Origin of the sequence: Streptomyces sp. NPDC058231, from assembly GCF_042882275.1 — a bacterium.
Classification (GTDB): domain Bacteria; phylum Actinomycetota; class Actinomycetes; order Streptomycetales; family Streptomycetaceae; genus Streptomyces.
Map to the genome: position 1 here is coordinate 106,716 of NZ_JBHVWN010000010.1, position 26,041 is coordinate 132,756.

The 26,041-nt window shown below is 70.4% G+C and carries 21 protein-coding genes; 8 read left to right on the forward strand and 13 right to left on the reverse strand.

Annotated features, from left to right (window positions below; translation table 11 throughout):
* Window positions 1–69 precede the first annotated feature (69 nt).
* The 7 genes from ACFVXE_RS10265 to iolC form a co-directional block, all read right to left on the reverse strand.
* A complete protein-coding gene (locus ACFVXE_RS10265; RefSeq protein WP_389670590.1) occupies window positions 70–897 on the reverse strand; it encodes a maleylpyruvate isomerase family mycothiol-dependent enzyme in 828 nt (275 codons plus the stop codon).
* A 90-nt stretch (window positions 898–987) separates the two neighbouring features.
* Window positions 988–1,590, reverse strand: coding sequence for a DUF4291 domain-containing protein (locus ACFVXE_RS10270; RefSeq protein WP_389670591.1), 603 nt, complete (start codon window positions 1,588–1,590; stop codon window positions 988–990).
* 195 nt (window positions 1,591–1,785) lie between these two features.
* Complete coding sequence (gene mmsA / locus ACFVXE_RS10275; RefSeq protein WP_389670592.1) at window positions 1,786–3,285, reverse strand: CoA-acylating methylmalonate-semialdehyde dehydrogenase; 1,500 nt, start codon at window positions 3,283–3,285, stop codon at window positions 1,786–1,788.
* 20 nt (window positions 3,286–3,305) lie between these two features.
* Complete coding sequence (iolD, locus tag ACFVXE_RS10280; RefSeq protein ID WP_389670593.1) at window positions 3,306–5,186, reverse strand: 3D-(3,5/4)-trihydroxycyclohexane-1,2-dione acylhydrolase (decyclizing); 1,881 nt, start codon at window positions 5,184–5,186, stop codon at window positions 3,306–3,308.
* Window positions 5,183–6,109: a 5-deoxy-glucuronate isomerase gene (gene iolB / locus ACFVXE_RS10285; protein WP_389670594.1), complete on the reverse strand. Its 927-nt coding sequence runs from the start codon at window positions 6,107–6,109 to the stop codon at window positions 5,183–5,185. Before iolB ends, iolD begins: the two co-directional genes overlap by 4 nt.
* 27 nt (window positions 6,110–6,136) lie before the next feature.
* Complete coding sequence (locus ACFVXE_RS10290; RefSeq protein WP_389670595.1) at window positions 6,137–7,024, reverse strand: deoxyribose-phosphate aldolase; 888 nt, start codon at window positions 7,022–7,024, stop codon at window positions 6,137–6,139.
* Window positions 7,021–8,124: a 5-dehydro-2-deoxygluconokinase gene (gene iolC, locus ACFVXE_RS10295; RefSeq protein ID WP_389670596.1), complete on the reverse strand. Its 1,104-nt coding sequence runs from the start codon at window positions 8,122–8,124 to the stop codon at window positions 7,021–7,023. Before iolC ends, ACFVXE_RS10290 begins: the two co-directional genes overlap by 4 nt.
* Window positions 8,125–8,258: 134 nt before the next feature.
* Here iolC and ACFVXE_RS10300 point away from each other — a divergent pair, with 134 nt between their 5' ends.
* From ACFVXE_RS10300 to ACFVXE_RS10310, 3 genes are all read left to right on the forward strand, one after another.
* The gene (locus ACFVXE_RS10300; RefSeq protein WP_389670597.1) at window positions 8,259–9,209 is read left to right on the forward strand and encodes a sugar phosphate isomerase/epimerase family protein; all 951 of its coding nucleotides are present in this window, start codon (window positions 8,259–8,261) and stop codon (window positions 9,207–9,209) included.
* 85 nt (window positions 9,210–9,294) lie between these two features.
* Window positions 9,295–9,678: a peptidoglycan-binding protein gene (locus tag ACFVXE_RS10305; protein ID WP_389670598.1), complete on the forward strand. Its 384-nt coding sequence runs from the start codon at window positions 9,295–9,297 to the stop codon at window positions 9,676–9,678.
* Between the two features lie 218 nt (window positions 9,679–9,896).
* Window positions 9,897–10,094 (forward strand): helix-turn-helix transcriptional regulator, encoded by a 198-nt coding sequence (locus tag ACFVXE_RS10310; protein WP_389670599.1) that lies wholly within the window; start codon window positions 9,897–9,899, stop codon window positions 10,092–10,094.
* 248 nt (window positions 10,095–10,342) lie between these two features.
* On the opposite strand, the gene ACFVXE_RS10315 is transcribed toward ACFVXE_RS10310, so the two are convergent.
* Together ACFVXE_RS10315 and ACFVXE_RS10320 are read right to left on the reverse strand one after the other, a co-directional pair.
* Window positions 10,343–11,389, reverse strand: coding sequence for a zinc-dependent alcohol dehydrogenase family protein (locus ACFVXE_RS10315; RefSeq protein WP_389670600.1), 1,047 nt, complete (start codon window positions 11,387–11,389; stop codon window positions 10,343–10,345).
* Between the two features lie 77 nt (window positions 11,390–11,466).
* Window positions 11,467–13,707 carry an MMPL family transporter gene (locus tag ACFVXE_RS10320; protein WP_389670601.1) on the reverse strand — a complete coding sequence of 747 codons (2,241 nt, stop codon included), beginning with the start codon at window positions 13,705–13,707 and terminating at the stop codon, window positions 11,467–11,469.
* A gap of 241 nt (window positions 13,708–13,948) precedes the next feature.
* On the opposite strand from ACFVXE_RS10320, the gene ACFVXE_RS10325 reads away from it, so the two are divergent.
* The 3 genes from ACFVXE_RS10325 (at window position 13,949) to ACFVXE_RS10335 (ending at window position 17,663) form a co-directional block, all read left to right on the forward strand.
* Window positions 13,949–14,680: a TetR family transcriptional regulator gene (locus ACFVXE_RS10325; protein WP_389670653.1), complete on the forward strand. Its 732-nt coding sequence runs from the start codon at window positions 13,949–13,951 to the stop codon at window positions 14,678–14,680.
* A gap of 134 nt (window positions 14,681–14,814) precedes the next feature.
* The gene (locus tag ACFVXE_RS10330; RefSeq protein WP_389670602.1) at window positions 14,815–15,117 is read left to right on the forward strand and encodes a heavy-metal-associated domain-containing protein; all 303 of its coding nucleotides are present in this window, start codon (window positions 14,815–14,817) and stop codon (window positions 15,115–15,117) included.
* 146 nt (window positions 15,118–15,263) lie between these two features.
* Window positions 15,264–17,663 carry a heavy metal translocating P-type ATPase gene (locus tag ACFVXE_RS10335; protein ID WP_389670603.1) on the forward strand — a complete coding sequence of 800 codons (2,400 nt, stop codon included), beginning with the start codon at window positions 15,264–15,266 and terminating at the stop codon, window positions 17,661–17,663.
* A gap of 532 nt (window positions 17,664–18,195) precedes the next feature.
* On the opposite strand, the gene ACFVXE_RS10340 is transcribed toward ACFVXE_RS10335, so the two are convergent.
* Together ACFVXE_RS10340 and ACFVXE_RS10345 are read right to left on the reverse strand one after the other, a co-directional pair.
* Window positions 18,196–19,485: a citrate synthase gene (locus ACFVXE_RS10340; RefSeq protein WP_389670604.1), complete on the reverse strand. Its 1,290-nt coding sequence runs from the start codon at window positions 19,483–19,485 to the stop codon at window positions 18,196–18,198.
* 197 nt (window positions 19,486–19,682) lie between these two features.
* On the reverse strand, window positions 19,683–21,914 hold the full coding sequence (locus ACFVXE_RS10345; protein ID WP_389670605.1) for an ATP-dependent RecD-like DNA helicase: 2,232 nt from the start codon (window positions 21,912–21,914) through the stop codon (window positions 19,683–19,685).
* 533 nt (window positions 21,915–22,447) lie between these two features.
* Here ACFVXE_RS10345 and ACFVXE_RS10350 point away from each other — a divergent pair.
* Together ACFVXE_RS10350 and ACFVXE_RS10355 are read left to right on the forward strand one after the other, a co-directional pair.
* Window positions 22,448–22,915, forward strand: coding sequence for a transglycosylase SLT domain-containing protein (locus ACFVXE_RS10350; RefSeq protein WP_389670606.1), 468 nt, complete (start codon window positions 22,448–22,450; stop codon window positions 22,913–22,915).
* A 444-nt stretch (window positions 22,916–23,359) separates the two neighbouring features.
* Window positions 23,360–23,695 carry a hypothetical protein gene (locus tag ACFVXE_RS10355; RefSeq protein ID WP_389670607.1) on the forward strand — a complete coding sequence of 112 codons (336 nt, stop codon included), beginning with the start codon at window positions 23,360–23,362 and terminating at the stop codon, window positions 23,693–23,695.
* Between the two features lie 352 nt (window positions 23,696–24,047).
* Here ACFVXE_RS10355 and ACFVXE_RS10360 read toward each other — a convergent pair whose 3' ends face one another.
* Complete coding sequence (locus tag ACFVXE_RS10360; RefSeq protein WP_389670608.1) at window positions 24,048–24,878, reverse strand: sugar phosphate isomerase/epimerase family protein; 831 nt, start codon at window positions 24,876–24,878, stop codon at window positions 24,048–24,050.
* Window positions 24,875–26,020: a dihydrodipicolinate synthase family protein gene (locus tag ACFVXE_RS10365; RefSeq protein WP_389670609.1), complete on the reverse strand. Its 1,146-nt coding sequence runs from the start codon at window positions 26,018–26,020 to the stop codon at window positions 24,875–24,877. Before ACFVXE_RS10365 ends, ACFVXE_RS10360 begins: the two co-directional genes overlap by 4 nt.
* Window positions 26,021–26,041: the final 21 nt, after the last annotated feature.

The following is a 26,041-nucleotide window of genomic DNA, read 5'->3' on the forward strand; positions in this document are numbered from 1 at the left end:
GGCAGCGGGCGGGCAGCCCCGTACGGAGGAGTCTCCGTACGGGGCGCGCGGCGGCGCCGCGCGGGGGCCTCAGGGGGCGGTGAACAGGGTCGGGAAACGGGGCCCGAGCCAGGGCTTGCGGCCCCAGGTGAGCACCCGCCCGCGGGCGATGGCTCCCCATGGGTCGCAGCGCCCGAGCGCGATCAGCAGGAACGTGACCGGCTCGATGAGGATCGTGCAGTCCGGGCGGCGCACCGGCCCGCGGTCGACGCTCACCTCACCGTCGGTGAGCGTCACCCCGAAGCGGGAGCCGCCCCGCAGCCGGATCTCGTAGCGGGCGGTGAGCCCGGCGGCCGCGGCGGCGACGACCCGCGGCATCGCCGTGATCATGAAGGGCATCGACAGCTCGACCCGGGCTCGGTCGAGCATGTGCGGACGGCCGACCGCGCGGGCGAGATCGTAGCCGTGGCCGAGCATGTGCGTGAGCAGGTACGAACCGAGCACAGGCAGATCCATCGGGCCCAGCGGCGTCTCCAGCGTCCGGGCCGCCTCCTGCGGCGCGCATCCGTCCGCGGCCCGGAGGAACGCGGCCGCCTGCGCCACGATCATCTCGGCCAGCGGCTCCGCCCCGCGCTCGGCGAACCCGGCGAGGGCGCGCTCGTTGGCCGCCGCCAGGCTCTGCGGCGTTCCGTCCCCGTGGCTGCGCTCGTGGCCCGCGGCGATCTCCGCCATCAGCTCGTTGGCCTGCGCCAGGTGGGCTGCCGCCTCGCCGAGTGTCCACTCGGACCCGGGGACCGGGCCGCTCGTGTCCGCGCGGCCGCGCAGCAGCGCGGCGATCTCCTCGGCGGTCGCGCGTATCGCCTCGGTGAGCCCCTCGGGGAGCGTGTCGTGCCGCTCCCGGGCAGGCGTGGGTTCCACGGCTGTCTCCCTCGTCCCTCTTCCATGAACCGGACTCCGTCGTCGGAGCCCGGGCGGACACGTGCAGGATGCCAGGCCGTGCGGGACGGGTCACCCGGCGGGCGGCATCACGTCCGTCGGGTACGGGGTCTCGGCGGGCAGCAGCGCCGCCGCCCCGTCGAGCCGGCCCGCCCGCACCAGGGAGTGGATCTCCCGGGCGAGCGGGGTGACATCGCGTATCGAGACCGTCCACTCGTCCGCGTACCGCCGCGCCGCCTCACCGCCGAGCCCCAGCTGCAGGGAGCGGTACGGAAGCGGGTTCAGACGGAGGTCGCGTTCGGGGTCCCACTGGACGCGGGCCGGTGAACGGCGCAGGCCGCGTTGCCAGGTGGCCCGGTCCGGGTGAACACCCCTCGCGTAGTGCGAGAGTTCGGCGTGGCTCAGGGCCCAGGCGAAACCCTCGCGGGTGATCTCCACCGCCAGGACGGTCTCCTGACCCTCCTTCGTGCCCCACCCGCAGCGGTACATCATCCACAGGAAGCTCGGCTTGATCCATGTCATGCGGTCGCGTTTCCAGGCGGCGGGGAAGCGCCCGTCGCGGGCGGCCGGAGCGCCGATGAGCGGGGAGTACGCCTGGTAGACGGTGACCGTGGAAGCGGTGTGCAGGGCGCGGATCGCGAATCGGGGGGTGGTGGGGGAAGCCGGTGCGGTCATGGGGCTCAGGATGGGCAGGGCGCGGCGCGGCGCGCCACCGGGTTTCCTTACGGCGGCCCCGCGCGTCCGTGACCCGGGCCCCAGGAGCTCCGCACGGGCCGCGGCGAGGTGTGGAGCCCCTCGACCGCGGCGGACGGGACGGGCGGCGCCCCGGTCGCGGGTGCGGCCGGGGCCCGGTGGGGTGCACGGTACGGATCAGTGGTTGCGGGGGAAGCCCAGGTCCACGCCGGTCGGGGCGTCCGCCGGGTCCGGCCAGCGAGTGGTGACGACCTTGCCGCGGGTGTAGAAGTGCACACCGTCGTTGCCGTAGATGTGGTGGTCGCCGAAGAGCGAGTCCTTCCAGCCGCCGAAGGAGTGGTAGCCCACCGGCACCGGGATCGGCACGTTGACGCCGACCATGCCGGCCTCGATCTCCAGCTGGAAGCGGCGGGCGGCGCCGCCGTCGCGGGTGAAGATCGCGGTGCCGTTGCCGAACGGCGAGGCGTTCATGAGGGCGACGCCCTCCTCGTACGTCTCGGTGCGCAGCACGCACAGGACCGGGCCGAAGATCTCGTCCCGGTAGGCATCCGAGTCGGTGGACACGTGGTCGAGGAGGGAGAGGCCGATCCAGTGGCCGTTCTCGAAGCCTTCGACGGTGTGGCCGGTGCCGTCGAGGACGACCTCGGCGCCCTGGGCCGCGGCGCCGGTGACGTACGAGGCGACCTTGTCGCGATGGGCCGCGGTGATCAACGGGCCCATCTCGGAAGCCGGGTCGGTGCCGGGGCCGATCTTGATCTTCTCGGCGCGCTCCTTGATCCTGGCGACGAGCTCGTCGCCGATGGCGCCCACCGCGACGACCGCGGAGATCGCCATGCAGCGCTCGCCGGCGGAGCCGTACGCGGCGGACACCGCGGCGTCGGCGGCGGCGTCGAGGTCGGCGTCCGGCAGCACCAGCATGTGGTTCTTCGCGCCACCGAGCGCCTGGACGCGCTTGCCGTTGGCGGAGGCGGTGGCGTGGATGTGGCGGGCGATCGGGGTGGAGCCGACGAAGGACACCGCGGCGACATCCGGGTGGTTCAGCAGCCCGTCGACAGCGACCTTGTCGCCGTGCAGCACGTTCAGCACACCGTCCGGCAGACCGGCCTCGGCGGCCAGCTCGGCCAGCAGGTTGGCGGCCGACGGGTCCTTCTCGCTCGGCTTCAGGACGAACGTGTTGCCGCAGGCGACGGCCAGCGGGAACATCCACATCGGCACCATGGCCGGGAAGTTGAACGGCGTGATGCCCGCGACGACGCCGAGCGACTGGCGGATCGAGGACACGTCGACCCGGCTGGAGACCTGGGTGGAGAGTTCGCCCTTGAGCTGGGTGGTGATGCCGCAGGCCAGCTCGACGATCTCCAGACCGCGGGCGACCTCGCCGAGCGCGTCCGAGTGCACCTTGCCGTGCTCGGCGGTGATCAGCGCGGCGATGTCGTCGCGGCGGGCGTCGAGCAGCGCGCGGTAGCGGAACAGGACGGCGGTGCGGGCGGCCAGCGAGGACGTGCCCCACGTCGCGTACGCGTCCTTCGCGGCGGCGACCGCGGCGTCGACCTCCTCGGCCGAGGCGAGCGCGACCCGGGTCGTGACGGCGCCGGTGGCCGGGTCGGTGACCGGGCCGTAGTTGCCCGACGTGCCCTCGACGGTCTTGCCACCGATCCAGTGGTTGACAGTCTTCATTGCGTAACTCCTTCAGGCCTTCAGAGGTGGCGGCGTCGGGCTGCGACTTGCCGGTCGTAGTCTTCCCGGGCCTTGACCGCCGCCGGGCGGGTGGCCGTTTCGGCTACAGGAACATCCCACCACGCCTGCGCCGGCGGAGGGCCCGACACTGTGTCTGCCGTTTCGGTCTCGACGTAGACACAAGTGGGGCGGTCCGCGGCGCGCGCCTCGGTGAGGGCCGTGCGCAGATCACCTACGGTTTCGGCGCGCAGCACCCGCATCCCCAGGGAGGCCGCGTTGGCTGCGAGATCGACGGGCAGCGGAGGGCCGGTGAAGCCGCCGTCCGGGCCCCGGTGCCGGTAGGCCGTGCCGAACCGTTCGCCCCCGACGGACTCGGAGAGGCCGCCGATCGACGCGTAACCATGGTTCTGCAGCACGACGATCTTGATCGGCAGCTGCTCCTGCACGGCGGTGACGATCTCGGTGGGATTCATCAGGTACGTGCCGTCGCCGACGAGGGCCCAGACGGGATTTCCGGGGGCGGCCATCTGTACACCGATCGCGGCCGGGATCTCGTATCCCATGCACGAGTAGCCGTACTCGACGTGGTACTGGCGGCGGGAGCGGGTCCGCCACAGCTTGTGCAGATCGCCGGGGAGCGAACCCGCCGCGTTGATCACGACGTCCTCCTCCGTGACCAGGGTGTCCAGCAGGCCGAGCACCTGGGCCTGGGTGGGACGCGCGTGCGGGTCGTCCGCGGCGAAGGCCGCGTCGACCCGCCGCTCCCAGCCCTCCTTGGCCTCGGTGTACTCGCTCTCGTACGCCGGGTCGACGCGGTAGTTGCGCCGGTGCAGGGCCTCGGTCAGCGCTTCGAGGGCGGTGCGGGCGTCGGCGACGAGCGGGAGCGCGGCGAGCTTGTGGGCGTCGAACCCGGTGATGTTGAGGTTGAGGAAGCGGACCGCCGGGTTCGAGAAGAGTGTGGCGGAGGCGGTGGTGAAGTCGGAGTAGCGGGTTCCGATGCCGATGACCAGGTCGGCGGTACGGGCCAGTTCGTCGGCGGTCGCGGTGCCGGTGTGGCCGATGCCGCCGACGTCGGCGGGGTGGTCGTGGCGCAGCGAGCCCTTGCCGGACTGGGTGGCGGCGACCGGGATCCGGGTGGCGGCGGCGAACGCGGCCAGGGTCTCCTCGGCCGCGCTGTGATGGACCCCACCACCGGCGACGATCAGCGGGCGGCGGGCGGTACGCACGGCCCGTACCGCCCGCTCCAGTTCATCGGTGTCGGGTGCGGGGCGGCGTACCTGCCAGACACGCTCGGCGAAGAACTCCTCCGGCCAGTCGTACGCCTCCGCCTGCACGTCCTGCGGCAGGGCGAGCGTGACGGCGCCGGTCTCCGCCGGGTCGGCGAGGGTCCGCATCGCCTGGAGGGCGGCCGGAACGAGCGCTTCGGGGCGGGTGACACGGTCGAAGTAGCGCGAGACGGGGCGCAGACAGTCGTTGACGGAGACATCGCCTGCGGACGGGACTTCGAGCTGCTGCAGAACGGGGTCGGCGGGGCGGGTCGCGAAGGTGTCACCGGGCAGGAGGAGGACGGGCAGGTGGTTGATGGTGGCGAGGGCGGCGCCGGTCACCAGGTTGGTGGCACCGGGGCCGATGGAGGTGGTGACGGCGTGCGCGGAGAGCCGGCCGCGCTGGCGGGCGTATCCGACGGCGGCATGCACCATGGACTGCTCGTTGCGGCCCTGGAGATAGGGCATGGCGGCGCCGGTCTCCACGAGCGCCTGGCCGATGCCGGCGACGTTGCCGTGGCCGAAGATGCCCCAGGTGGCACTGATCAGACGCTGCCGCCTGCCGTCGCGCTCGGTGTACTGGCGGGCCAGGAAGGACACCAGGGCCTGGGCGGTGGTGAGTCTGCGGGTGCTCATCGAGGTGCCTCCTGGCCGGAGAGTCCGTAGAGCGGGAGTCTGGGGTCGGCCGGCTGCGCCGGCCAGGTGTCGCGGATCCAGCCGTGGTCGGGGTGGTCGCTGATCAGCCACTCCCGCTCCTCGCCGGGGCCCGCCATCACGTTGAGGTAGTACATGGTGTGCCCGGGGGCGGCGATGGACGGTCCGTGCCACCCGTCGGGGATCAGGACCGCGTCTCCGCTGCGGACCTCGGCGAGGACGTCCGTACCGCCGGGACGGGACGGGGACACCCGGTGATAGCCGAGGCCTGGCCCGCCCCCGGCCTCCTCGATCTCGAAGTAGTAGATCTCCTCGAGTACGGACTCGGCCCCGGGGCGGTGCTCGTCGTGTTTGTGCGGCGGGTACGAGGACCAGTTGCCGCCCGGGGTGAGGACCTCCACGGCGATCAGCCGGTCGCACTCGAACGTATCGGCGGCGGCGAAGTTGTTGACCTGGCGCGAGCAGGTACCGGCGCCGCGCAGCTCCACGGGTACCTCCGGCGCGGGGCCGTAGCGAGCGGGGAGTCGTCGCTCGCACCTCGCTCCTGCCAGGGCGAAGCGGCCCCCTGCGCCGGAGGCGATCTGCGCGTGGGCGTCACGCGGTACGTAGGCGAAGTCGGACACCCCACTGAACACGCTTTCCCGGCCCAGCAGTTCAAAGATCTCACCTGAGGTGTGTACCGTACAGCCACCGGTCAACGGCAGGACGATCCACTCACTCTCTCCGGTGACGAGTGTGTGAACACCACCGGGCGGCAGATCCAGCACCCGCAGGCCCGATCGGTCCCAGCCGGCCCGTTTCGGGTCGATGTCCAGGGTGTACGGGCCGTCGGCCGCGCTGCCCGCGGGCAGATGCCACCGGTGCTGCGGCCGTTCGCGTACGCGTTCCTCATGCTCCGTGGTCATGCCCTCTCCCTACCCCTTGTCCACCCGCTACAGCAGTGCCACGGCCGTGTCGACGGCCGCGGCCACATCGCCGTCGACCGGATAGAGCAGCGACCTCCCCACCACCAGCCCCTGGACGGTGGGGAGTCGCAGCGCGGCACGCCATTTCTCGTAGGCCGCCTCCTGGTCGTCGCCCACTTCGCCGCCCAGCAGCACGGCGGGCAGCGTCGACGTCTCCATCACGCGCGCCATGTCGCCGGGGTTCTCGGTGACGGGAACCTTGAGCCAGGTGTACGCGGAGGTACCGGCCAGCCCGGAGGCGACGGCGATCGACGTGGTCACCGCCGCCGCTCCGAGGTCGTTGCGGATCCGGCCGTCGACCCGGCGGCAGAGGAACGGCTCGACGAAGACAGGCAGCCGGTGTGCGGCCATGGCGTCGATGGCGCGGGCGGCCGCGTACATGGTGTCGAGGGAGCCGGGGTCGTCGTGGTCGATACGGAGCAGCAGCTTGCCCGCGTCGAAGCCGAGCCGGGCGAGGTCGTCGGGGCGGTGGCCGGTGAAACGGTCGTCGAGCTCGAAGGAGGCGCCCGCGAGCCCGCCGCGGTTGAGCGAACCGACAGCCACCTTCTCCTCCAGCGCGCCCAGGAGCAGCAGGTCGTCGAGGATGTCGGCGGTGGCGAGGACGCCGTCGACACCGGGTCTGGACAGGGCGAGGCAGAGCCGTTCCAGGAGCTCGAACCGGTTGGCCATGGCCAGTTCGCGCCCGCCGACGGCGAAGGAGCCGCGGGCGGGATGGTCCGCGGCGATGATCATCAGGCGCCCGCCGGCTCCGACGAACGGGCGTCTGCGGCGACGGGCGGCGGCCTCGGCGACGGCTTCGGGGTGGCGCACGCGCAGCCGCACGAGGTCGGAGACGGAGGAGGCCGCGGGCGTCATGAGACGGCTCCAGGTCCGGGATCACCGGTGGTGACGGCTGAACGGAGCAGGGCCTCTTCGACCTCGTGCGGGAACGGCATGGCGGGCGAACAGGCGAGCCTCGATGCCACGATGGCACCGGCGGCGTTGGCGTACCGCATGATGCGCCCGGTGTCCCAGCCGGCGAGCAGCCCGTGGCACAGGGCGCCGCCGAACGCGTCGCCGGCGCCGAGGCCGTTGACGACCTCGACCGGCAGCGGTGGGACTTCGACGACGGTGCCGTCCCGGTGGACGGCGAGGACGCCCTTGGGGCCCTGTTTGACGACGGCGAGCTCGACCCCGGCGGCGAGCAGGGCTCGGGCGGCGGCGTGCGGTTCGCGTTCCCCGGTGGCGATCTCGCACTCGTCGAGGTTGCCGACGGCGACGGTGGCGAGGGCGAGGGCCTCGCGGTAGCGCGCGGCGGCGACGGGGTTCCCGGGACGGTCCGCGGCCGGCAGACGGGGATCGGGACGGTCCGGGTCGGGGTGACCGCGGTCGGGGTCGTCGGAGCCGGGGCCGCCGGTCCAGAACATCGGGCGCCAGTCCAGGTCGAAGACCGTGAAACGGCCGGGGCCCGGTCCGGCACCGGAACCCGCGCGCGCCGCGCTCCGGGCGCGCAGCGCCGCCAGCGTCGCCGTGCGGCTGGGCTCCGCGCAGAGTCCGGTGCCCGTCATCCAGAAGACCCGGGCCGCCCGTACCGAGTCCAGGTCGAGTTCGGACTCGTGGATCTCCAGGTCGGGCGCCTTGGGCAGGCGGTAGAAGTAGAGCGGGAAGTCGTCCGGCGGGAAGATCTCGCAGAAGGTCACCGGGGTCGGATAGGCGTCGACGGGCGTCACCCACCGGTCGTCGACCCCGAACTCCCGCAACTGCTGGTGGAGATAGTCGCCGAACGCGTCCCGGCCGGTCCGTGTCACGACCGCCGTCCGCCGGCCGAGCCGGGCCGCCGCGACCGCCACATTGGACGGTGAGCCGCCGAGGAACTTTCCGAACGTGTCGACCTGAGCCAGCGGCAGACCGGTCTGCAACGGGTAGAGATCCACTCCGATCCGCCCCATGGTGATCACGTCGTACATCTCAGGCATACGCATCCCTTCGACCGGCGATCGGAGCGGCTGACCCCAGGTCTAGCCCCCTCTCCGGAACCCTGTCAACATTTTGTCCGGACATAAGGACGAATGCTTGACACCTGTCCCGTGGCGCATCGAGGCTGGGCCGCATGACCTCCTCCGCACCCGCTCCGGCTCGCATCCGTATCGGCTCGGCTCCCGACTCCTGGGGGGTCTGGTTCCCCGATGATCCCCGTCAAGTCCCTTGGCAGCGCTTCCTCGACGAGGTGTCCGAGGCCGGCTACGAGTGGATCGAGCTGGGCCCGTACGGCTACCTCCCGACGGATCCCGTCCGCCTCGCCGACGAGACCGGCCGCCGCGGACTCACCGTCTCCGCGGGCACCGTTTTCACCGGATTGCACCAGGGACCGGACGTCTGGGAACGGACCTGGGCGCATGTCGCCGACATCGCGGCACTCACCCGGGCGATGGGCGCCGCACATCTGGTGGTCATCCCTTCGTTCTGGCGCGACGACAAGTCCGGCGAGGTCCTCGAGGACCGGACGCTCACCGCGGAACAGTGGCGCCACCTCACCACCCAGACGGAGCGGCTGGGGCGCGAGGTGCGGGACCGTTTCGGGCTGCGGATCGTCGTGCATCCGCATGCCGACACCCACATCGACAGCGAGGAGAACGTCAGCCGGTTCCTCGACGCCACCGACCCCGACCTGGTCTCGCTCTGTCTCGACACCGGCCACTACGCGTACTGCGGCGGGGACAGCGTCAAGCTGATCGAGACCTACGGTGAGCGGATCGGCTATCTGCACCTCAAGCAGGTCGATCCGGAGGTCCTGGCCGAAGTGGTGGCCGACGGGGTGCCGTTCGGCCCCGCGGTGGCGCGCGGCGTGATGTGCGAGCCGCCGAACGGGGTGCCCGCCCTGGGGCCCGTGCTGGACGCGGCCCGTCGGCTGGACGTCGATCTGTTCGCGATCGTCGAGCAGGACATGTATCCGTGCCCGCCCGACAGGCCCCTCCCGATCGCCCGCCGCACCCGCGCCTTCCTCCGTTCCTGCGGCACACCGGCACCGGCGCCCGACACGCCGGACCGTCCGCGGAAGTGACGTCCGGGCGGTATGCGGTGTTGTGCTCGGAAGAAGCGGGTGCGGCCCCTGCCGCGCCCCGTGACCGCACGAGGAGCAACTCACCGTGATCCGCAAGATGTCTCCCTCCCCCCGGACGGTCGGGGCCTCGGCCCTGGCCGCCCTCACCCTGGCCGTCGCCCTCGCCGCGGCCCCGGGCGCCTCGGCCACCGGGAATCACCCGGGGCCGCCGCTGGCGCCGCCCGGCGCCGGTACGGTCTGCGCGTTCTACGACGGCGACGAGCCGACGCTCTTCGGCGAGCAGGGCGAACGGGTCTCCGAAGTGCAGTGCCTGCTGGCCAACCGCCGCTATCTGCCGTGGAGCGAGGTCGACGGCACCTTCGGGACGACGACCCTCGCGGCCGTACAGCGCTTCCAGGCGGACCATCCGCCGCTCGTCCCGGCCGGCCTGGTCGACCGTCAGACCTGGTGGGCGCTCTGGCACGCATAGCCGGGTTCGGTCACCCTGAACACCTTCTGTCACAGAGATCACCTCCTCGTCACGGTTGTCTCCGTTACGCGGGCCTTCCGTCACAGGCGCTTCACAGGCCCTGACCGCTCGTCAGGACGCGTCGTTCACCGGGCACTGACCGAGTGATCGTCAGCGTCGGTGCCGCAGCTCCCCCGACAGCCCCCCGGCTGCCGCTGCGGCGCAGAGAGGTATCACTTATGACGGACAGAAGACTCTGGTCCTACAAGGACATTGCCGCACACATCCGGGTTCAGCCGGACACCGTCCGCTCCTACCGCAAACACGGTCTCCTGCCCGCACCGGACCATGTGGAGGGCGGTAAGCCCTACTGGTACGCAGACACTGTCCGCGCCTGGGTCGCCTCCCGACCGGGAAACCGGGGCCGCAAGGACTGACCGCTCCTTTCCCGCTCCTCCTCCATCCGTTCCAGGCCCCGCGCGGCACCGGATCCCACCCGGCACCGCACGGGGCCTCCGTCTGCACCCGACTCCCTTTGTGACGGGAACTGGACACGCCCGGCGCCCTCCTGTCGCGGCCGGTGGCCGGTCGCTTTCCGGTGGCCGGTCGCTGCCGGTGTTCGTCACGCCCGGTGTTCGTTCCCCGCGCGGCGTTCGTCGCGCCCCGGCTCCCGGCCGGCCCCGCGCTACTTCGTCGGTTCGATGATCGTCACGCCGGCCCCTGGAGCCGTCCCCATCGCGGCAAGCGCGGCCGGGGCCGCGTCCAGCGTGATGGTGGACGTGACCAGCAGGTCCGGACGGAGGGTGCCTGCCCGCACCATGTCCATCATCGGCGGGTAGTCGTGGGCAGCCATCCCGTGGCTGCCGAGAATCTCCAGTTCCAGGCCGATCGCCCTGGCCATGGGGACGACGGGGTCACCGGCCGCCGTGGGCAGCAGGCCCACCTGGACGTGGCGCCCCTGCCACCGCAGGCTACGGATCGAGGCGGCGCAGGTGACCGGTGACCCCAGCGCGTCGAGCGAGAGATGGGCTCCGCCACCCGTGATTTCACGCACGGCCTCGTCGGCGCCGTCCGGATAGGCTGAGGCGTCCACGCATTCCACCGCGCCGAAGGTCCGCGCCAGTTCGAGAGCGCGAGCCGAGACGTCGACGGCGACCACCCTGGCTCCACAGGCCACCGCGATCATGACTGCCGACAGTCCGACGCCGCCGCAGCCATGCACCGCGACCCATTCGCCCGGGGCCACCCGGCCCTGGCCGACAACGGCCCGGAACGCCGTGGCAAACCGGCACCCCAGACCCGCCGCGGTCGCGAACGACAGTTCCTGGGGCACGGCTACCAGATTGACGTCGGCCTGCTCCAGTGCCACGTACTCGGCGAACGACCCCCAGTGGGTGAAGCCGGGCTGGGTCTGCCGCTCACAGACCTGCTGGGCCCCGGCCGCGCAGGCGGGGCAGCGTCCGCAGGCGCAGACGAAGGGGACGGTGACCCGGTCTCCGGGGCGCCAGTTGGCGACGCCACGCCCCACCGCCTCGACGACACCGGCGAGTTCGTGGCCCGGCACATGCGGCAGTTCGATGTCGGGATCATGGCCTGTCCAGCCGTGCCAGTCGCTGCGGCACAGCCCGGTCGCCTCGACCCGGACCACGACACCCTGGTCGGAGGGGGTCGGGTCCGGCACGTCCTTCACCGCGGCGTCCTGCCCGAACTCCTCGAAGACCACTGCTCGCATCGGTCCCGCCCTTCGTTCCGCCCGGAGGGACGCCCTGCCACCCGAGGGTGCCCCCGCTGCTGATCGGACCGCCGAATCTACGCCCCGGTGCTGATCCTGTCCCGCCCCGGAGAGGCTGCGGATATCTGCTCGACCGGGGCCGGGAGGGACACTCCTTCGCTCAGCCCGAACCTCCGGTGGAAGGCCCGCAGCGGTGCAGGCGCCCACCAGGTGACCTTGCCCGTCAGCTTCATCACGGAGGGGACGAGCAGACTCCGGACCACCATGGCGTCCATCAGTACGGCCAACGCGATACCGAGGCCCAGCATCTTGGTGTTGGTCACCCGTGACGTACCGATGGCGACCATCACCACCGCCAGGATCACCGCAGCCGCGGTGATCAGCCCTCCGGTGCGGCGCAGCCCGAAGGTCACCGACCGTTCGTGGTCGCCGGTGCGGTCGTACTCCTCCTTGATCCGGGAGAGCAGGAACACCCCGTAGTCCATGGAGAGTCCGAATGCGACGCAGAACATCAGCACGGGCAGTGTCGTCTCCATGTCCCCTGTGCTGGTGAAGGAGAGGGGACCGGAGAGATGACCGTCCTGGAAGATCCAGACGACCGCTCCGAACATCGCGGTGAGGCTCAGGGCGTTGAGCACCACTGCCTGGAACGGGATCAGCAGGCTGCCGGTGAGCAGGAAGACCAGTAGCAGCGTCGCCACGGCGATGATCCCCACCGCCCAGGGCAGTCGGTCCGCGATAGCGCTCCTGGAGTCCACCAGCACCGCCGCCGTACCCGTCACCGAGGTGTCGAACAGGGCGGGCTCGGCCCGGAGCTCCCGGACCAGCTGTTGGGACTCCTCCCCCACGGCCTCCCCCTCGGGCAGCACGCTGAAGTACGCGGACCGTCCCCGCATCACCGGTCCGTCCACCCGCAGCACGCCGGGGAGTGCCGCGATCCTGCTCCGGTACTCGGCGTACCGGGCGGGAGTCGCCTGACCCTGCGCGAGGACCGCCAGGCCGCCGCCGGGGCTGCCGGGGAAGCCGTCCCGTATGTGCTGCTGGACGACGTGCGACTCGGCGGTCGCGGGCAGCTGACGGTCGTCCGCCGTACCGAACCGCACACCGAGGAAGGGCAGTCCGAGCATGATCAGCCCGACGGTGGTGGCGGCCGCGAAGACCGGCGCCCGGCGCATCACCAGGGCCGCGAAGCGTTCCCATCCCTTGCCGGATCCGTCGGCCTCGCCTGGGACCGCCGCGGCCCGCCCCGTCCCTCGGCGTCGCAGCAGGCGCCGCAGGTCCAGGGAGTTGATCCGCGGGCCGAGCAGCATCAGCGCGGCCGGCAGCAGAATCAGCGCGGCGGCCGCGGCCAGCAGAACCACGGCGATCCCGGCATAGGCGAACGAGCGCAGGAAGTACTGCGGGAAAACCAGCATCGCGGCGAGCGAGACCGCCACGGTCATCGCGGAGAACAGCACCGTGCGCCCCGCGGTGCGCAGCGTCCTGCCCACTGCTGTCCGGGTGTCCGTCCCCGTCGCCAGCTCCTCGCGGAACCGGCGCACGATGAACAGGGCGTAGTCGATGGCGAGTCCGAGGCCGAGCGCCGTGGTGAGGTTCTGGGCGAAGACCGAGACGTCGGTGAATTCGGTGATCCCGCGCAGGACGGCGTTGGTCCCCAGGATCGCGACGATTCCGACACCGAGCGGCAACAGGGCCGCGATCGCGCTGCCGAAGACCATGACCAGCAGGACCAGCGTGACCGGCAGGGCGATCAGCTCGGCCCGCAGCAGATCCTCCTGAATGATCGTCTGCATCTCGTGCCGTACGGCGACGGGTCCGCCGACGGAGACGGTCACCGGGCCGTGCGTCCCTCGGTAGGCGGGGGCTATCCGGTCCAGGACCTCACCCGCCGCTTTGTCCTGGCCCTCGATCCTGGCTGCGATCAGCGCCTCCCGCCCGTCCTCGGCGCGGAGCGCGGGCGATCTGCCCCGCCAGTAGGACCCGACACCGGTGACGCCCTTCTCCGCGGCCAGTTTCGCGGTGAGCCGTGCGGCCTCGGCGGCCACCGCCGGATCGTCGACCGAGGCGCTTCCGCTGTCGACGAGCAGCAGGAGGTTGGGCTGGGAGGCGGGGAACTCACGCTCCAGCGCCTTCGTCGTATACGTCGACTCGGCACCGGGGGCCTCCCAGCCGCCGCTGCCCATCCGGTCCGCGACCCCGCTCCCCGCGAACACCGCGAGTGCCGTGATCGCCAGGGCGGCCAGCAGCGCAAGCCGCGGTCGCGCCGTGACGAAGCGGGTCCAGCCTCCCAGTCGCTCCGGGCGGTTGACTTCAGGCATGGTGCGGTGTCCCCTTCCCCCAGACCCGGGCAGCACAGGGCAGCATGGGTCAGTCGTTGCCACCTACACTGGCAAACACGAGTCATCGCTCGCGTTTCACAAGAATGCGAGCGGCCACTCGCGTTTGTCAACCACGCCATGAAAGCTGGGGATTACCGTGTCGGAGGCCAGAGCCGAAGCCGCCGGAGCGGCGGGAGCCGAGGGTGGCGCAGACGCAGCGAAAGCCACGGGTGCCGCGAGAATCACAGGGGCCACCGGCGCAGCAGGGGGCGCGGAGCCCGCAGGGGCCGCCGAGGCCTCCGACTCCACCCGGACCGCCCGCCCACGCCGTCGCCAGGCTCGCGGCGAAGCCCGTATCGCGCAGCTGCTCAAAGCGGCCGCCAGCGTGTTCTGCGCGACCGGCTACACCGCGGCGAGCACCAACGCCATCGCCCGCGAGGCCGGCGTCTCACCCGGCACGCTCTACCAGTTCTTCCCGAACAAGGAGGCCATCGCCGTCGAGCTCGGCGACCAGCTCCTGAACCGCTGGCGCGAGACGTACGGCGCGGCCTTCCTCCCCGACAACCTGGCCCTCCCCCTCGACCGGATGCTGGATGCCACGCTCGACCCGCTGATCGCGTTCAACTGCGAAAACCCGGCGTTCACCGTCCTGCTGCACGGTCCGGAGATCCCCGGCGTGATCATCCGCGGACACGACGCCCTGCACACGACGATGCTCTCCCGGGTCGAGACCATCCTCGGCGACTACCTCCCGGACACGCCGCCCGCCGAAATCACCCGCGTCGCCACCATGATCTTCATCGTGTTCAAGGCCGGGCTCGACGTGATCATGGCCCACGACGGCGACGAACGAGATGCGTACACCAGGGAGTTGAAGACCGTGATCCTCCGCTACCTGGAGCCACTGGTCGGCGACAGCGCCCACTGCCGCCGCCCGCCCCACCCGGCCGCCGCTCCTCCGAATGGCCGCTAGCGCCCGGCCGGCACCGCCCCCCCCTTCGCATTCATACCCCCTAGGGGTATAAAGTGATGAGTGTCGGGGTGCACCGGCCTTCCCGGAGCCCTCCGACGTCACACCGAGATGTACGTGCCGAAGAGGAGAACACCATGACCGCCGAGACCCAGCTCCCCCAGGCCACCGGCTCCTGCTGCTCGCCCGGCGGCGCCTGCCACGACGGCGCCGACGCCACGACCGGCGGGGTCACCGCCGTCTATCGGGTGACCGGCATGACCTGCGGCCACTGCGAAGGCGCCGTCGCGGAGGAGCTCTCCGGGATCGAGGGCGTCTCCTCGGTGAAGGCCGTTGCCTCCACCGGTCAGGTGACCGTGGTCTCCGAGGCGCCGCTGCCCGAGGAAGCCGTGCGCGCCGCGGTGGACGAGGCGGGTTACGCGTTCGCCGGCCGGGCCTGAGCGCTCTCCGCGGCCCAGCCCGGGCCCCCGCAGACCCGCGTCGTCAGTACCACCCGCACCACCCGCACCAAACTTTTTCCGCCGGGCCGGACCGACCAGCAGATACTGGTGGGGCACGGCCCGGTCGGCATTTCAGGAGTTCGGACATGCACAGCGCAACAGAGGCCGAAGCCCCGGCGACCGCGGGTTCGGAAGCGGAACTCACGATCGGCGGGATGACCTGCGCCTCGTGCGCGGCCCGCGTCGAGAAGAAGCTCAACCGGATGGACGGCGTGACCGCCACGGTGAACTACGCGACCGAGAAGGCCCGGGTCACGTACGGAGCGGGGACGCGGCTGGCGGATCTGATCGCCACGGTCGTGAAGACCGGCTACACGGCACAGCCCGTACACCGCCCGGCACCCGCACCGCCCGAGGAATCACCGGCGGAGGCCGACACGCCCATACCCCCGACCGGCACGACGAGCCCCACCGGCACCGCCGGCGTCGACACGGACACCACCACCAGCACCAGCACCAGCACCAGCACCCACCCCACCACCGACGGTACCGACGACGCCGACCGCGCCGCGGCCGCCGACCTCGCCGGCCTGCGTCAGCGGCTGATCGTCTCGGCCGTGCTCGCCGCGCCCGTCATCCTCCTCGCCATGGTCCCGGCCCTCCAGTTCGACAACTGGCAGTGGCTCTCCCTCACCCTCGCCGCCCCCGTCGTCGTCTGGGGCGGCCTGCCCTTCCACCGCGCCACCTGGACCAACCTCCGGCACGGCGCAGCCACCATGGACACCCTGGTCTCGGTCGGCACGCTCGCCGCGTTCGGCTGGTCGCTCCGGGCACTGTTCTTCGGCGGCGCGGGCATGACCGGGATGCGGCACGGATTCGACCTCACCGCCTCCGGGGCCGACGGTGCGTCCACCATCTATCTGGAGGTCGCGGCGGGGGTCGTCACGTTCATCCTGCTGGGTCGCCATCTGGAGGCGCGGGCCAAGCGGAAGGCCGGTTCCGCCCTGCGTGCGCTGATGCACCTCGGCGCCAAGGACGTCGCGGTCCTCCGCGACGGCTCAGAAGTACGTATCCCCGTCGCCGGGCTCGCCGTCGGGGACCGGTTCGTGGTCCGTCCGGGCGAGAAGATCGCCACCGACGGCACCGTGGTCGAGGGCGCCTCCGCGATCGACGCGTCGATGCTCACCGGCGAGTCCGTACCCGTCGAGATCGGAATCGGCGACACCGTCACCGGCGCCACACTCAACGCGGGCGGCCGACTCGTCGTCGAAGCCACCCGCATCGGCACCGACACACACCTGTCCAAAATCGCCGCACTCGTCGAAAACGCCCAGAACGGCAAGGCCCAGGCCCAACGCCTCGCCGACCGCATCTCCGCCGTCTTCGTCCCCACCGTCCTACTCATCGCCCTGACCACCCTCGTGACCTGGCTCCTGCTCACCGACGACACCACCGCCTCCTTCACCGCAGCCGTCGCCGTACTGATCATCGCCTGCCCCTGCGCCCTCGGACTCGCCACCCCCACCGCCCTCATGGTCGGCACCGGACGCGGCGCCCAGCTCGGCATCCTCATCAAAGGCCCCGAAGTCCTCGAAACCACCCGCCGCATCGACACCGTCGTCCTCGACAAGACCGGCACCGTCACCACCGGCCGCATGACCCTCACCGCCCTCCACCCCACACCCGGCACCGACCCCACCCAACTCCTCCGACTCACCGGCGCCCTCGAACACCCCTCCGAACACCCCATCGCCCGAGCCATCACCACCGCCGCCACCGAACGCACCCCCACCCCACTCCCCACCGCCCACGACTTCACCAACCTCCCCGGCACCGGAGTCCACGCCACCATCGACGGACACACCGTCCTCGCCGGACGCGAACAACTCCTCACCGCCGCCGGAATCGAGATCCCCGAGGCGCTCTCCGCCGTGCTCGCGGATGTCGTGGCCCAGGGATGTACCGCCGTCGTGGTCGCCTGGGACGGCGAGGCGCGCGGCGTCCTCGGCGTCGCCGACGCGGTCAAGGAGTCCAGCGCGGAGGCCGTCGCGGAGCTGCGCGCCCTCGGTCTCAGGCCGGTGCTGCTGACGGGTGACAACCGGGTCGTGGCGGATGCCGTCGCCCGCGCCGTCGGCATCGACGAGGTCTACGCCGGGGTGCTGCCGGAGGAGAAGGTGCACGTCATCGAGCGGATGCGGGCGCAAGGCCATTCGGTGGCGATGGTCGGCGACGGCGTCAACGACGCGGCCGCCCTCGCCACGGCCGACCTCGGCCTGGCGATGGGGACCGGCACCGACGCCGCGATCGAGGCGAGCGATCTGACCCTCGTTCGTGGAGATCTCAAGGTGGTCGCCGATGCCATCAGGCTCTCCCGACGCACCCTGACCATCATCAGGGGCAATCTGTTCTGGGCATTCGGCTATAACGTGGCCGCCCTACCCCTTGCGGCATTTGGCCTGCTCAACCCTATGATTGCTGGAGCGGCGATGGCGTTCTCATCGGTCTTCGTCGTGACGAACAGCCTGCGGTTGCGCGCCTTCACATGATTTCCACAAAGAGATCTAGATCACATCGATTTTGGGTAACCATTCGATGAGCTCGCGAGTCTAAGAGTGCGATGCCAAAGACGTCTTGGGGGACGTCCGGTGAAGCGTCTTGGGGGATGCTTCAGGCAAGCGTTGGCCGGGGCACGTGCACCGGGGAGCTTTGAGCGGCCCTCCCGTACGTACCCCGGCAGACCGCGGGGGCGCGCAACCGCAGTGACGCAGTAGAGCAGTACCCGAGCGACACCCAGGAGCTTCGGCTCCCACAGACGCCCGGCCGGATCCCGTGGGGGGAATCCGCTCCGGGATATGGGAAGCGCCTCGCAGTCGACCCGTGGGGGGATCGGCGGCGGGGCGCTTCTCGCTTGGTACGGGCCTCGCAGCCCCCGCCCGGTCGCCTCCCGTGCGGCGGGACGTCCCGGTTGGAACGTGCGCCGGGAAAGCAGATCGCCCCGGACACCGCGCTCTGTACGAAGCGCGGTACGCGGGGCGAAGGCAACCGGCCACTACGGCCGGGGTGGTTCGGCTACGAGGTTCAGCGACCCTCGACCGGGACGAAGTCGCGCAGGACCTCGCCGGTGTAGATCTGGCGCGGGCGGCCGATGCGAGATCCCGGCTCCTTGATCATCTCGTGCCACTGGGCGATCCAGCCGGGAAGCCGGCCGAGCGCGAAGAGCACGGTGAACATCTCGGTCGGGAAGCCCATGGCCCGGTAGATCAGGCCCGTGTAGAAGTCCACGTTGGGGTAGAGGTTGCGCGAGACGAAGTACTCGTCGGAGAGCGCGTGCTCCTCCAGCTTGAGCGCGATGTCGAGCAGCTCGTCGGACTTGCCGAGCGCGGACAGCACGTCGTGGGCCGCAGCCTTGATGATCTTGGCGCGCGGGTCGAAGGACTTGTAGACGCGGTGGCCGAAGCCCATCAGCCGGACGCCGTCCTCCTTGTTCTTCACCTTGCGGATGAAGGAGTCGACATCGCCGCCGTTGGCCTGGATGCCCTCGAGCATCTCCAGCACCGACTGGTTGGCGCCGCCGTGCAGCGGGCCCCAGAGCGCGGAGATACCGGCGGAGATCGAGGCGAACATGTTCGCCTGCGAGGAACCGACCAGGCGCACGGTGGAGGTCGAACAGTTCTGCTCGTGGTCCGCGTGCAGGATGAGCAGCTTGTCGAGCGCGGAGACGACGACCGGGTCCAGCTCGTACTCCTGGGCGGGGACCGAGAAGGTCATGCGCAGGAAGTTCTCGACGTACCCGAGGTCGTTGCGCGGGTAGACGAAGGGGTGCCCGATCGACTTCTTGTACGCGTACGCGGCGATCGTCGGCAGCTTGGCCAGCAGGCGGATCGTCGAGAGGTGGCGCTGCTCCTCGTCGAACGGGTTGTGGCTGTCCTGGTAGAACGTGGACAGCGCGCTGACGACCGAGGACAGCATGGCCATCGGGTGGGCGTCACGCGGGAAGCCGTCGAAGAACCGCTTGACGTCCTCGTGCAGCAGGGTGTGCTGGGTGATCTCGTTCTTGAAGGTCGACAGTTCGTCGACCTTGGGAAGCTCGCCGTTGATGAGCGTGTACGCGACCTCCAGGAACGTCGAGTGCTCGGCGAGCTGCTCGATGGGGTAGCCGCGGTACCGCAGGATGCCCTGCTCACCGTCGAGGTAGGTGATGGCGGATTTATACGCGGCGGTGTTGCCGTATCCGCTGTCCAGCGTCACCAGGCCGGTATGTGCCCGGAGCTTCCCGATGTCGAAGCCCTTGTCGCCGACGGTGCTGTCGATCACCGGGTAGGTGTACTCGCCATCGCCGTACCGCAGTACTACAGAGTTGTCGCTCACGTCATCCCTCACCGACGTAGTGCCTCTTCTTCGAGGTTCCCTGACTGTCTCCACCCTCCCCCATTTGGCTCAGGAGAGTGCACTCGGGGTCGTCCATTGGACCTACTGACGGCACTCAGTGCCGTCAACTTACTCATCCTGCCCCCTTGACTCCGGTTCCGGAAGGCCTCCGTGATGTTTCCCACCGATTTGATCGATCATTTTTCCGGGGATCCTCCGCCAGATCCTCCGTACAGCCGGTAATCCAGCGCCGTACAGCGCTTGCCTGCGGAAACTGTCCGGACCGCCTGCCCGATCGCCTGACGCGACCCGACCAGCACGACGAGCTTCTTGGCCCTCGTCACAGCGGTGTACAGCAGGTTTCGCTGGAGCATCATCCAGGCACTCCTGGTGACGGGAATGACGACGGCGGGGTACTCGCTGCCCTGGGACCGGTGGATCGTCATGGCGTACGCATGGGCCAGCTCGTCGAGCTCGTCGAAGTCGTACGGGATCTCCTCGTCCTCGTCGGTGAGGACCGTCAGCTTCTGTTCGTCCAGGTCGAGCGAGGTGACGACGCCGACCGTGCCGTTGAAGACACCGTTCTCCCCCTTGTCATAGTTGTTTCTGATCTGGGTCACTTTGTCGCCCACGCGGAAGACCCGCCCGCCCATCCGTTTCTCCGGCAGGTCGGGGCGGCCCGGGGTGATGGCCTGCTGGAGGAGGCCGTTGAGCACACCCGCGCCGGCCGGGCCGCGGTGCATCGGGGCGAGCACCTGCACATCACGCCTCGGATCGAGACCGAATCTGGCCGGGATACGGCGTGCGGCGACATCCACGGCGAGTACACCCGCCTCCTCCGTCTCGTCCTCGACGAAGAGGAAGAAGTCGTTCAGCCCCTGGGTGAGAGGCGGCGTCCCGGAGTTGATCCGGTGGGCGTTGGTGACGACACCGGACTGCTGCGCCTGGCGGAAGATCGTGGTCAGCCGGACTGCCGGCACGGGCCCGCCCTCGGCGAGCAGATCCCTCAGCACCTCCCCCGCGCCGACCGACGGCAGCTGGTCGACGTCTCCGACGAGCAGCAGATGGGCACCGGGTGCCACGGCCTTCAGAAGCTTGTTGGCGAGCAGCAGGTCGAGCATCGACGCCTCGTCGACGACGACGAGATCGGCGTCCAGCGGACGGTCCCGGTCGTACGCCGCGTCCCCGCCCGGCTTCAGCTCCAGCAACCGGTGCACGGTCGACGCCTCGGCCCCGGTCAGCTCCGACAGCCGCTTCGCGGCACGCCCGGTGGGCGCCGCCAGAACGACCTTCGCGCGTTTGGCGCGGGCCAGCTCGACGATCGAGCGCACGGTGAACGACTTGCCGCAGCCGGGGCCGCCGGTCAGCACGGCGACCTTCCGGCTGAGCGCGAGCCGGACGGCGGCCTCCTGCTCAGGGGCGAGCTTCGCGCCGGTGCGCCCCGCGAGCCAGGTCAGCGCCTTGTCCCAGTCCACGTCCTGGAAGGCCGGCATCCGGTCCTCGGGGGTCCGCAGCAGCCGATGGACCTGCGCGGCGAGGGCGACCTCGGCGCGATGGAACGGTACGAGGTAGACGGCGGTGACCGGCTCCCCGCCCTCGGGCGACGGCACCTTCTCCCGTACGACCCCTTCCGGATCCTCGGCCAGCTCGGCGAGGCACTCGATGACCAGCCCCGTGTCGACCTGGAGCAGCTTGACGCCGTCCGCGATCAGCCGCTCCTCCGGGAGGAAGCAGTGGCCCTGGTCGGTGGATTGCGACAGCGCGTACTGCAGTCCCGCCTTCACCCGTTCCGGGCTGTCGTGCGGAATGCCGACCGCTTGCGCGATCTTGTCGGCGGTGAGGAAACCGATGCCCCATACATCGGCGGCCAGCCGGTAGGGCTGGTTCTTCACGACGGAGATCGACGCGTCCTCGTACTTCTTGTAGATACGGACGGCGATGGAGGTGGAGACCCCGACCCCCTGGAGGAAGACCATCACCTCCTTGATCGCCTTCTGTTCCTCCCACGCGGCGGCGATCATCTTCGTCCGCTTCGGTCCGAGCCCGGGGACCTCGACGAGCCGCTTCGGCTCCTGCTCGATGATGTCGAGCGTGTCGACGCCGAAGTGCGTCGTGATCCGGTCGGCCATCACCGGGCCGATGCCCTTGATCAGCCCGGAGCCGAGGTAGCGCCGGATGCCCTGGATGGTGGCGGGCAGCACGGTCGTGTAGTTCTCCACCGTGAACTGCTTGCCGTACTGGGAGTGCGACCCCCAGCGCCCCTCCATCCGCAACGACTCGCCGACCTGCGCACCCAGCAGCGAACCGACGACCGTCAGCAGGTCATTGGCACCCCGGCCGGTGTCGACGCGGGCGACCGTGTACCCGTTCTCCTCGTTCGCGTAGGTGATCCGCTCCAGGACCCCTTCGAGGACGGCCATGTTGGACATGAGCCGACGGTATCGGGCGCCACCGACACTCCGACGGCGGAGTCCCGGACTTCCTCACCACACGGCATCCGGGGTCGCGACGAGGCCGCCACCCGCCATCTCGCCCGACGCGGCCTCCGCGAGTTCTCCGGGCCGCGCGCGAATGGGCCGACCGTACGCCGCACTCCATTACTTTGCGCTTTTCATTCGCTACACGAGTTCGTCGCACGAGTTCGTCGCACGAGTTCGTCGCACGAGCGCGCCACGCGAGTTCCTCACACGAGTCGAATAGCGGTTTCTTTGTCCGGCACGGGCAATATCCCCATGTCCGTTTTGTGATGATTAGACACTTTAGTCTTGTGATGTGAGCGATATGGCGTGCGTCACCATGATACGACTTAGTAGGGCAAAGACCCCTCCGAATGGCCTGTTTGCGGCGAATTCGGACACCGTTGGCGATTCCCTATACGTATCCCGATAGTAATGAGGGTCGTTGACCGGGGCTTAAACCCCGTTTAAGAATTCTTGGCATCCCCACGGGAGAGGTAATTCCGATGCAGATCTCCGCGATGTCCAAGAAGTTCGCTCACATGACCCAGACCAAGAAGATCTCGCTGGGCATGGCCGCCGCCGGGGCGGCAGTTGTCGCCGGCTCCCTCGTCAGCGCCCCGGCCGCTTCGGCCGCCACCCCCGCCCAGTCCGGCGGCAGCGTCAACACCTGGATCAACCAGTCCCTGGCGATCATGCACGCGAAGGGCATCCCGGGCTCCTACAACGGCATCTACCGCAACCTGATGCGCGAGTCGAGCGGCAACCCGAACGCCATCAACAACTGGGACTCGAATGCCGCCAAGGGCATCCCGTCCAAGGGTCTGCTCCAGGTCATAGACCCGACGTTCAAGGCGTACCACGTCGCCGGCACCTCGTGGAACATCTACGACCCGGTCGCCAACATCACCGCCGCCTGCAACTACGCGGCCCACCGCTACGGCTCGATCGACAACGTCAACTCGGCCTACTGATCGGCCTACGACAGAGCCGGTCCCGACCGTCACCGGGCCGGCCCGCCGTTCCACCGACAAGGTCCTCGGTATTGCGAGCAGATCGCTCGCCGTACCCGGGCCGAACGCTCACGACGCTGTGCCCGGCCCGGAACCCCAGGCCGGCGCCGTCCGTCAGCACCAGCCGTGGCAGGACTCCCCGCACCGAAGTCCGGGGAGTCCTGCCACGGTTGTTTTCGGCGTTCCGGCGGCTCCCCGCGCGACAGGGCTCGACCGCCGTCCCGGTCTGCGGCGCGAGCCCCGACCGACCGGGCTCGGCCCCCTGTCCTTCCGATGAGCGGCCGTGGGCTTGCCGGATACCTGGCGTCCGGTGGGCACCCGTCCCTATGATGCTGCGCTGACCAGCGCCGTCGCCATATTCCCGACCCGGCCCGGCATCGCCCCCTTGTCGCAGAGGACCCGCCCATGCCTGTTCGCCGGATCGCCGCCCTTGCCGCGGTGCCCCTGACCGCACTGCTCCTGGCCGCCTGTGGCAGCAGCGCGGTGCACGGCAAGATCACCGAGAAGGAGTACAAGCCGGCCCGCACCACGTGGTCCACCGAGTCGGTCACGAAGCGGGAATGCACCACGTCCCGGAGCAAGGGCAGGACCAAGAGGTCGTGCCGCTCGGTGCGGACGGGCAGCCACCGTGTCCCGCACCGTCATTCGGCCTGCTGGCAGATCGAGTTGGACAACGACGCCCACGAGCTGTGCATAGCCAAGAGCAAGTGGGACAAGGTGCGCGTCGGCGACCGGTGGTGACACGCCGGGACCGGACGGCGGCGTCGTCGCCGGAAGCATGCGGGTAGTGGATGCGCGGAAGGCGCTGGAGTGTGCAGGTGACTCCCGCGCCGGCCTCCGGTCGGGCCGGGGTGGACCGCTCCGCGCCGGGCCGTGCCGGGAGGCAGCCGGGGCCGGCGCCCCGTAGTTGTCCCGGAACGCGAAATGGGGCCCGGTCAGAAGACCGGACCCCCCTCGCTTTCCCCCTCCGTCAGGGCTTCCCGATCCCCCCGGATCCCTCCCCGGAAGCGCCCGACGCAAGATACGACCCGGCAGGGCGCCGAAGGGTTGTAGCCCTTTACGATCTCTTTACGCTGCCGATCCGGACCCGCTCTCAGCAGGCGTGCTCGACGTACCGGGCCGCGACCTCGGCGAGAACTTCGGCGCCGTCACGCGCCCACAGGCCCTCGTTGAAGATCTCCACCTCGATCGGTCCGGCGAAGCCGGTGGCCTCGACCATCCGGCGGAAGGCCCGGAAGTCGACACTTCCGTCGCCGAGCTGGCCACGCCCGACCAGGACGCCCGCCGGTAGCGGCGTGATCCAGTCCGCCAGCTGGAAGGAGTGGATGCGTCCGCCCGCGCCGGCCCGCGCGATCTGTGCGGCCGCCTGGTCGTCCCACCAGATGTGGTAGGTGTCCACGACCACGCCGACCTGCTCCGCCGGGAAGCGCTCGGCGATGTCCAGGGCCTGGGACAGGGTGGAGACGACGCAGCGGTCCGAGGCGAACATCGGGTGCAGCGGTTCGATCGCCAGGCGTACACCGCGCTCCTGCGCGTACGGGCCCAGTTCGGCGAGTGATTCCGCGATGCGTTCGCGGGCGCCGTGGAGATCACGGCTCCCGGCCGGAAGGCCGCCGGAGACCAGGACCAGGGTGTCGGTGGACAGCGCGGCCGCCTCGTCGATCGCGGCACGGTTGTCGTCCAGGGCACGTGCCCGTTCGGCCGGGTCGAGGGCGGTGAAGAAGCCGCCCCGGCACAGGCTGGTGACGGAGATCCCGGCGTCGGCGAGGAGCTGCGCGGTGCGCTCCACCCCGTACTCCTGGACAGGGGCTCGCCACAGGCCGACCTTGCCGATGCCCGCCTTGACGCAGCCCTCGGTGAGCTCGGGCAGTGACCACTGCTTGATGGTCTCCTGGTTGATGCTCAGACGCGACAGGTCCGTCACCGGACACCTCCGTTGACCGTGAGCAGGGCGCGCATCCTGGATTCGGCCAGCTCCGGGTCGGGGAACAGGCCCAGCCGGTCGGCGAGTTCGTACGCCGTCGCCAGGTGCGGCAGCGAGCGGGCGGACTGGAGGCCGCCGACCATCGTGAAGTGTTCCTGGTGCCCGGCCAGCCAGGCGAGGAAGACCACGCCCGTCTTGTAGAAGCGGGTGGGCGTCCGGAAGAGGTGCCGGGACAGTTCGACCGTGGGGTCGAGGAGTTCCCGGAAGCCCTGGACGTCCCCGGTGTCCAGAACGCGCACCGCGTGGGCGGCCAGCGGTCCGAGCGGGTCGAAGATGCCGAGCAGCGCGTGGCTGAAGCCCCGGTCGTCGCCCGCAATCAGCTCGGGGTAGTTGAAGTCGTCGCCGGTGTAGCAGCGGACGCCTCCGGGCAGCCGGCGGCGTACGTCGATCTCGCGCTCGGCGTCCAGGAGCGAGATCTTGATGCCGTCGACCTTGTCGGGGTGTTCGGCGATGACCTTCAGGAAGGTGTCGGTGGCGGCGTCGAGGTCCGACGAGCCCCAGTAGCCGTCGAGTGCCGGGTCGAACATCGGGCCGAGCCAGTGCAGGACGACAGGTTCCGAGGCCTGGCGCAGCAGGTGGGCGTAGGTCTCGAGGTAGTCCTCGGGACCGTTCGCCGCGGCGGCGAGGGCGCGGGACGCCATCAGGATGGCCTGGGCACCGCTCTCCTCGACGAGGGCGAGCTGCTCCTCGTACGCGGCCCGCACCTCGGCGAGCGTGGCGGGCCCCACGGGAAGCTGGTCGGTGCCGACACCGCAAGCGATCCGGCCGCCGACCGCCTTCGCCTCGGCGGCTGAGCGGCGGATCAGCTCGGCGCCACCGGCCCAGTCCAGCCCCATGCCGCGCTGGGCGGTGTCCATGGCTTCGGCGACACCGAGACCGTGCGACCACAGGTGTCGGCGGAAGGCGAGGGTGGCCTCCCAGTCGACGGCCGCGGGGGCGTCGGGGCTGACGTCGGCGTACGGGTCGGCGACCACATGGGCGGCGGAGAAGACCGTACGGGAGGCGAGCGGCGCCCCGCCCGGGGCGAGGTCGAGCGGGGTGGTGCGGGGTTCGTACGGACCCTGCGGGAGATGGATGGTCACGGGATCAGCTCCGGACGGGAC

Bases quoted from the DNA above. Each gene is read 5' to 3' on its own strand.
- ACFVXE_RS10270 (WP_389670591.1), bottom strand. From the start codon at position 1,590: ATGACCGCACCGGCTTCCCCCACCACCCCCCGATTCGCGATCCGCGCC.
- mmsA (WP_389670592.1), bottom strand. From the start codon at position 3,285: ATGAAGACTGTCAACCACTGGATCGGTGGCAAGACCGTCGAGGGCACG.
- iolD (WP_389670593.1), bottom strand. From the start codon at position 5,186: ATGAGCACCCGCAGACTCACCACCGCCCAGGCCCTGGTGTCCTTCCTG.
- iolB (WP_389670594.1), bottom strand. From the start codon at position 6,109: ATGACCACGGAGCATGAGGAACGCGTACGCGAACGGCCGCAGCACCGG.
- ACFVXE_RS10290 (WP_389670595.1), bottom strand. From the start codon at position 7,024: ATGACGCCCGCGGCCTCCTCCGTCTCCGACCTCGTGCGGCTGCGCGTG.
- iolC (WP_389670596.1), bottom strand. From the start codon at position 8,124: ATGCCTGAGATGTACGACGTGATCACCATGGGGCGGATCGGAGTGGAT.
- ACFVXE_RS10300 (WP_389670597.1), top strand. From the start codon at position 8,259: ATGACCTCCTCCGCACCCGCTCCGGCTCGCATCCGTATCGGCTCGGCT.
- ACFVXE_RS10310 (WP_389670599.1), top strand. From the start codon at position 9,897: ATGACGGACAGAAGACTCTGGTCCTACAAGGACATTGCCGCACACATC.
- ACFVXE_RS10315 (WP_389670600.1), bottom strand. From the start codon at position 11,389: ATGCGAGCAGTGGTCTTCGAGGAGTTCGGGCAGGACGCCGCGGTGAAG.
- ACFVXE_RS10320 (WP_389670601.1), bottom strand. From the start codon at position 13,707: ATGCCTGAAGTCAACCGCCCGGAGCGACTGGGAGGCTGGACCCGCTTC.
- ACFVXE_RS10330 (WP_389670602.1), top strand. From the start codon at position 14,815: ATGACCGCCGAGACCCAGCTCCCCCAGGCCACCGGCTCCTGCTGCTCG.
- ACFVXE_RS10335 (WP_389670603.1), top strand. From the start codon at position 15,264: ATGCACAGCGCAACAGAGGCCGAAGCCCCGGCGACCGCGGGTTCGGAA.
- ACFVXE_RS10345 (WP_389670605.1), bottom strand. From the start codon at position 21,914: ATGTCCAACATGGCCGTCCTCGAAGGGGTCCTGGAGCGGATCACCTAC.
- ACFVXE_RS10350 (WP_389670606.1), top strand. From the start codon at position 22,448: ATGCAGATCTCCGCGATGTCCAAGAAGTTCGCTCACATGACCCAGACC.
- ACFVXE_RS10355 (WP_389670607.1), top strand. From the start codon at position 23,360: ATGCCTGTTCGCCGGATCGCCGCCCTTGCCGCGGTGCCCCTGACCGCA.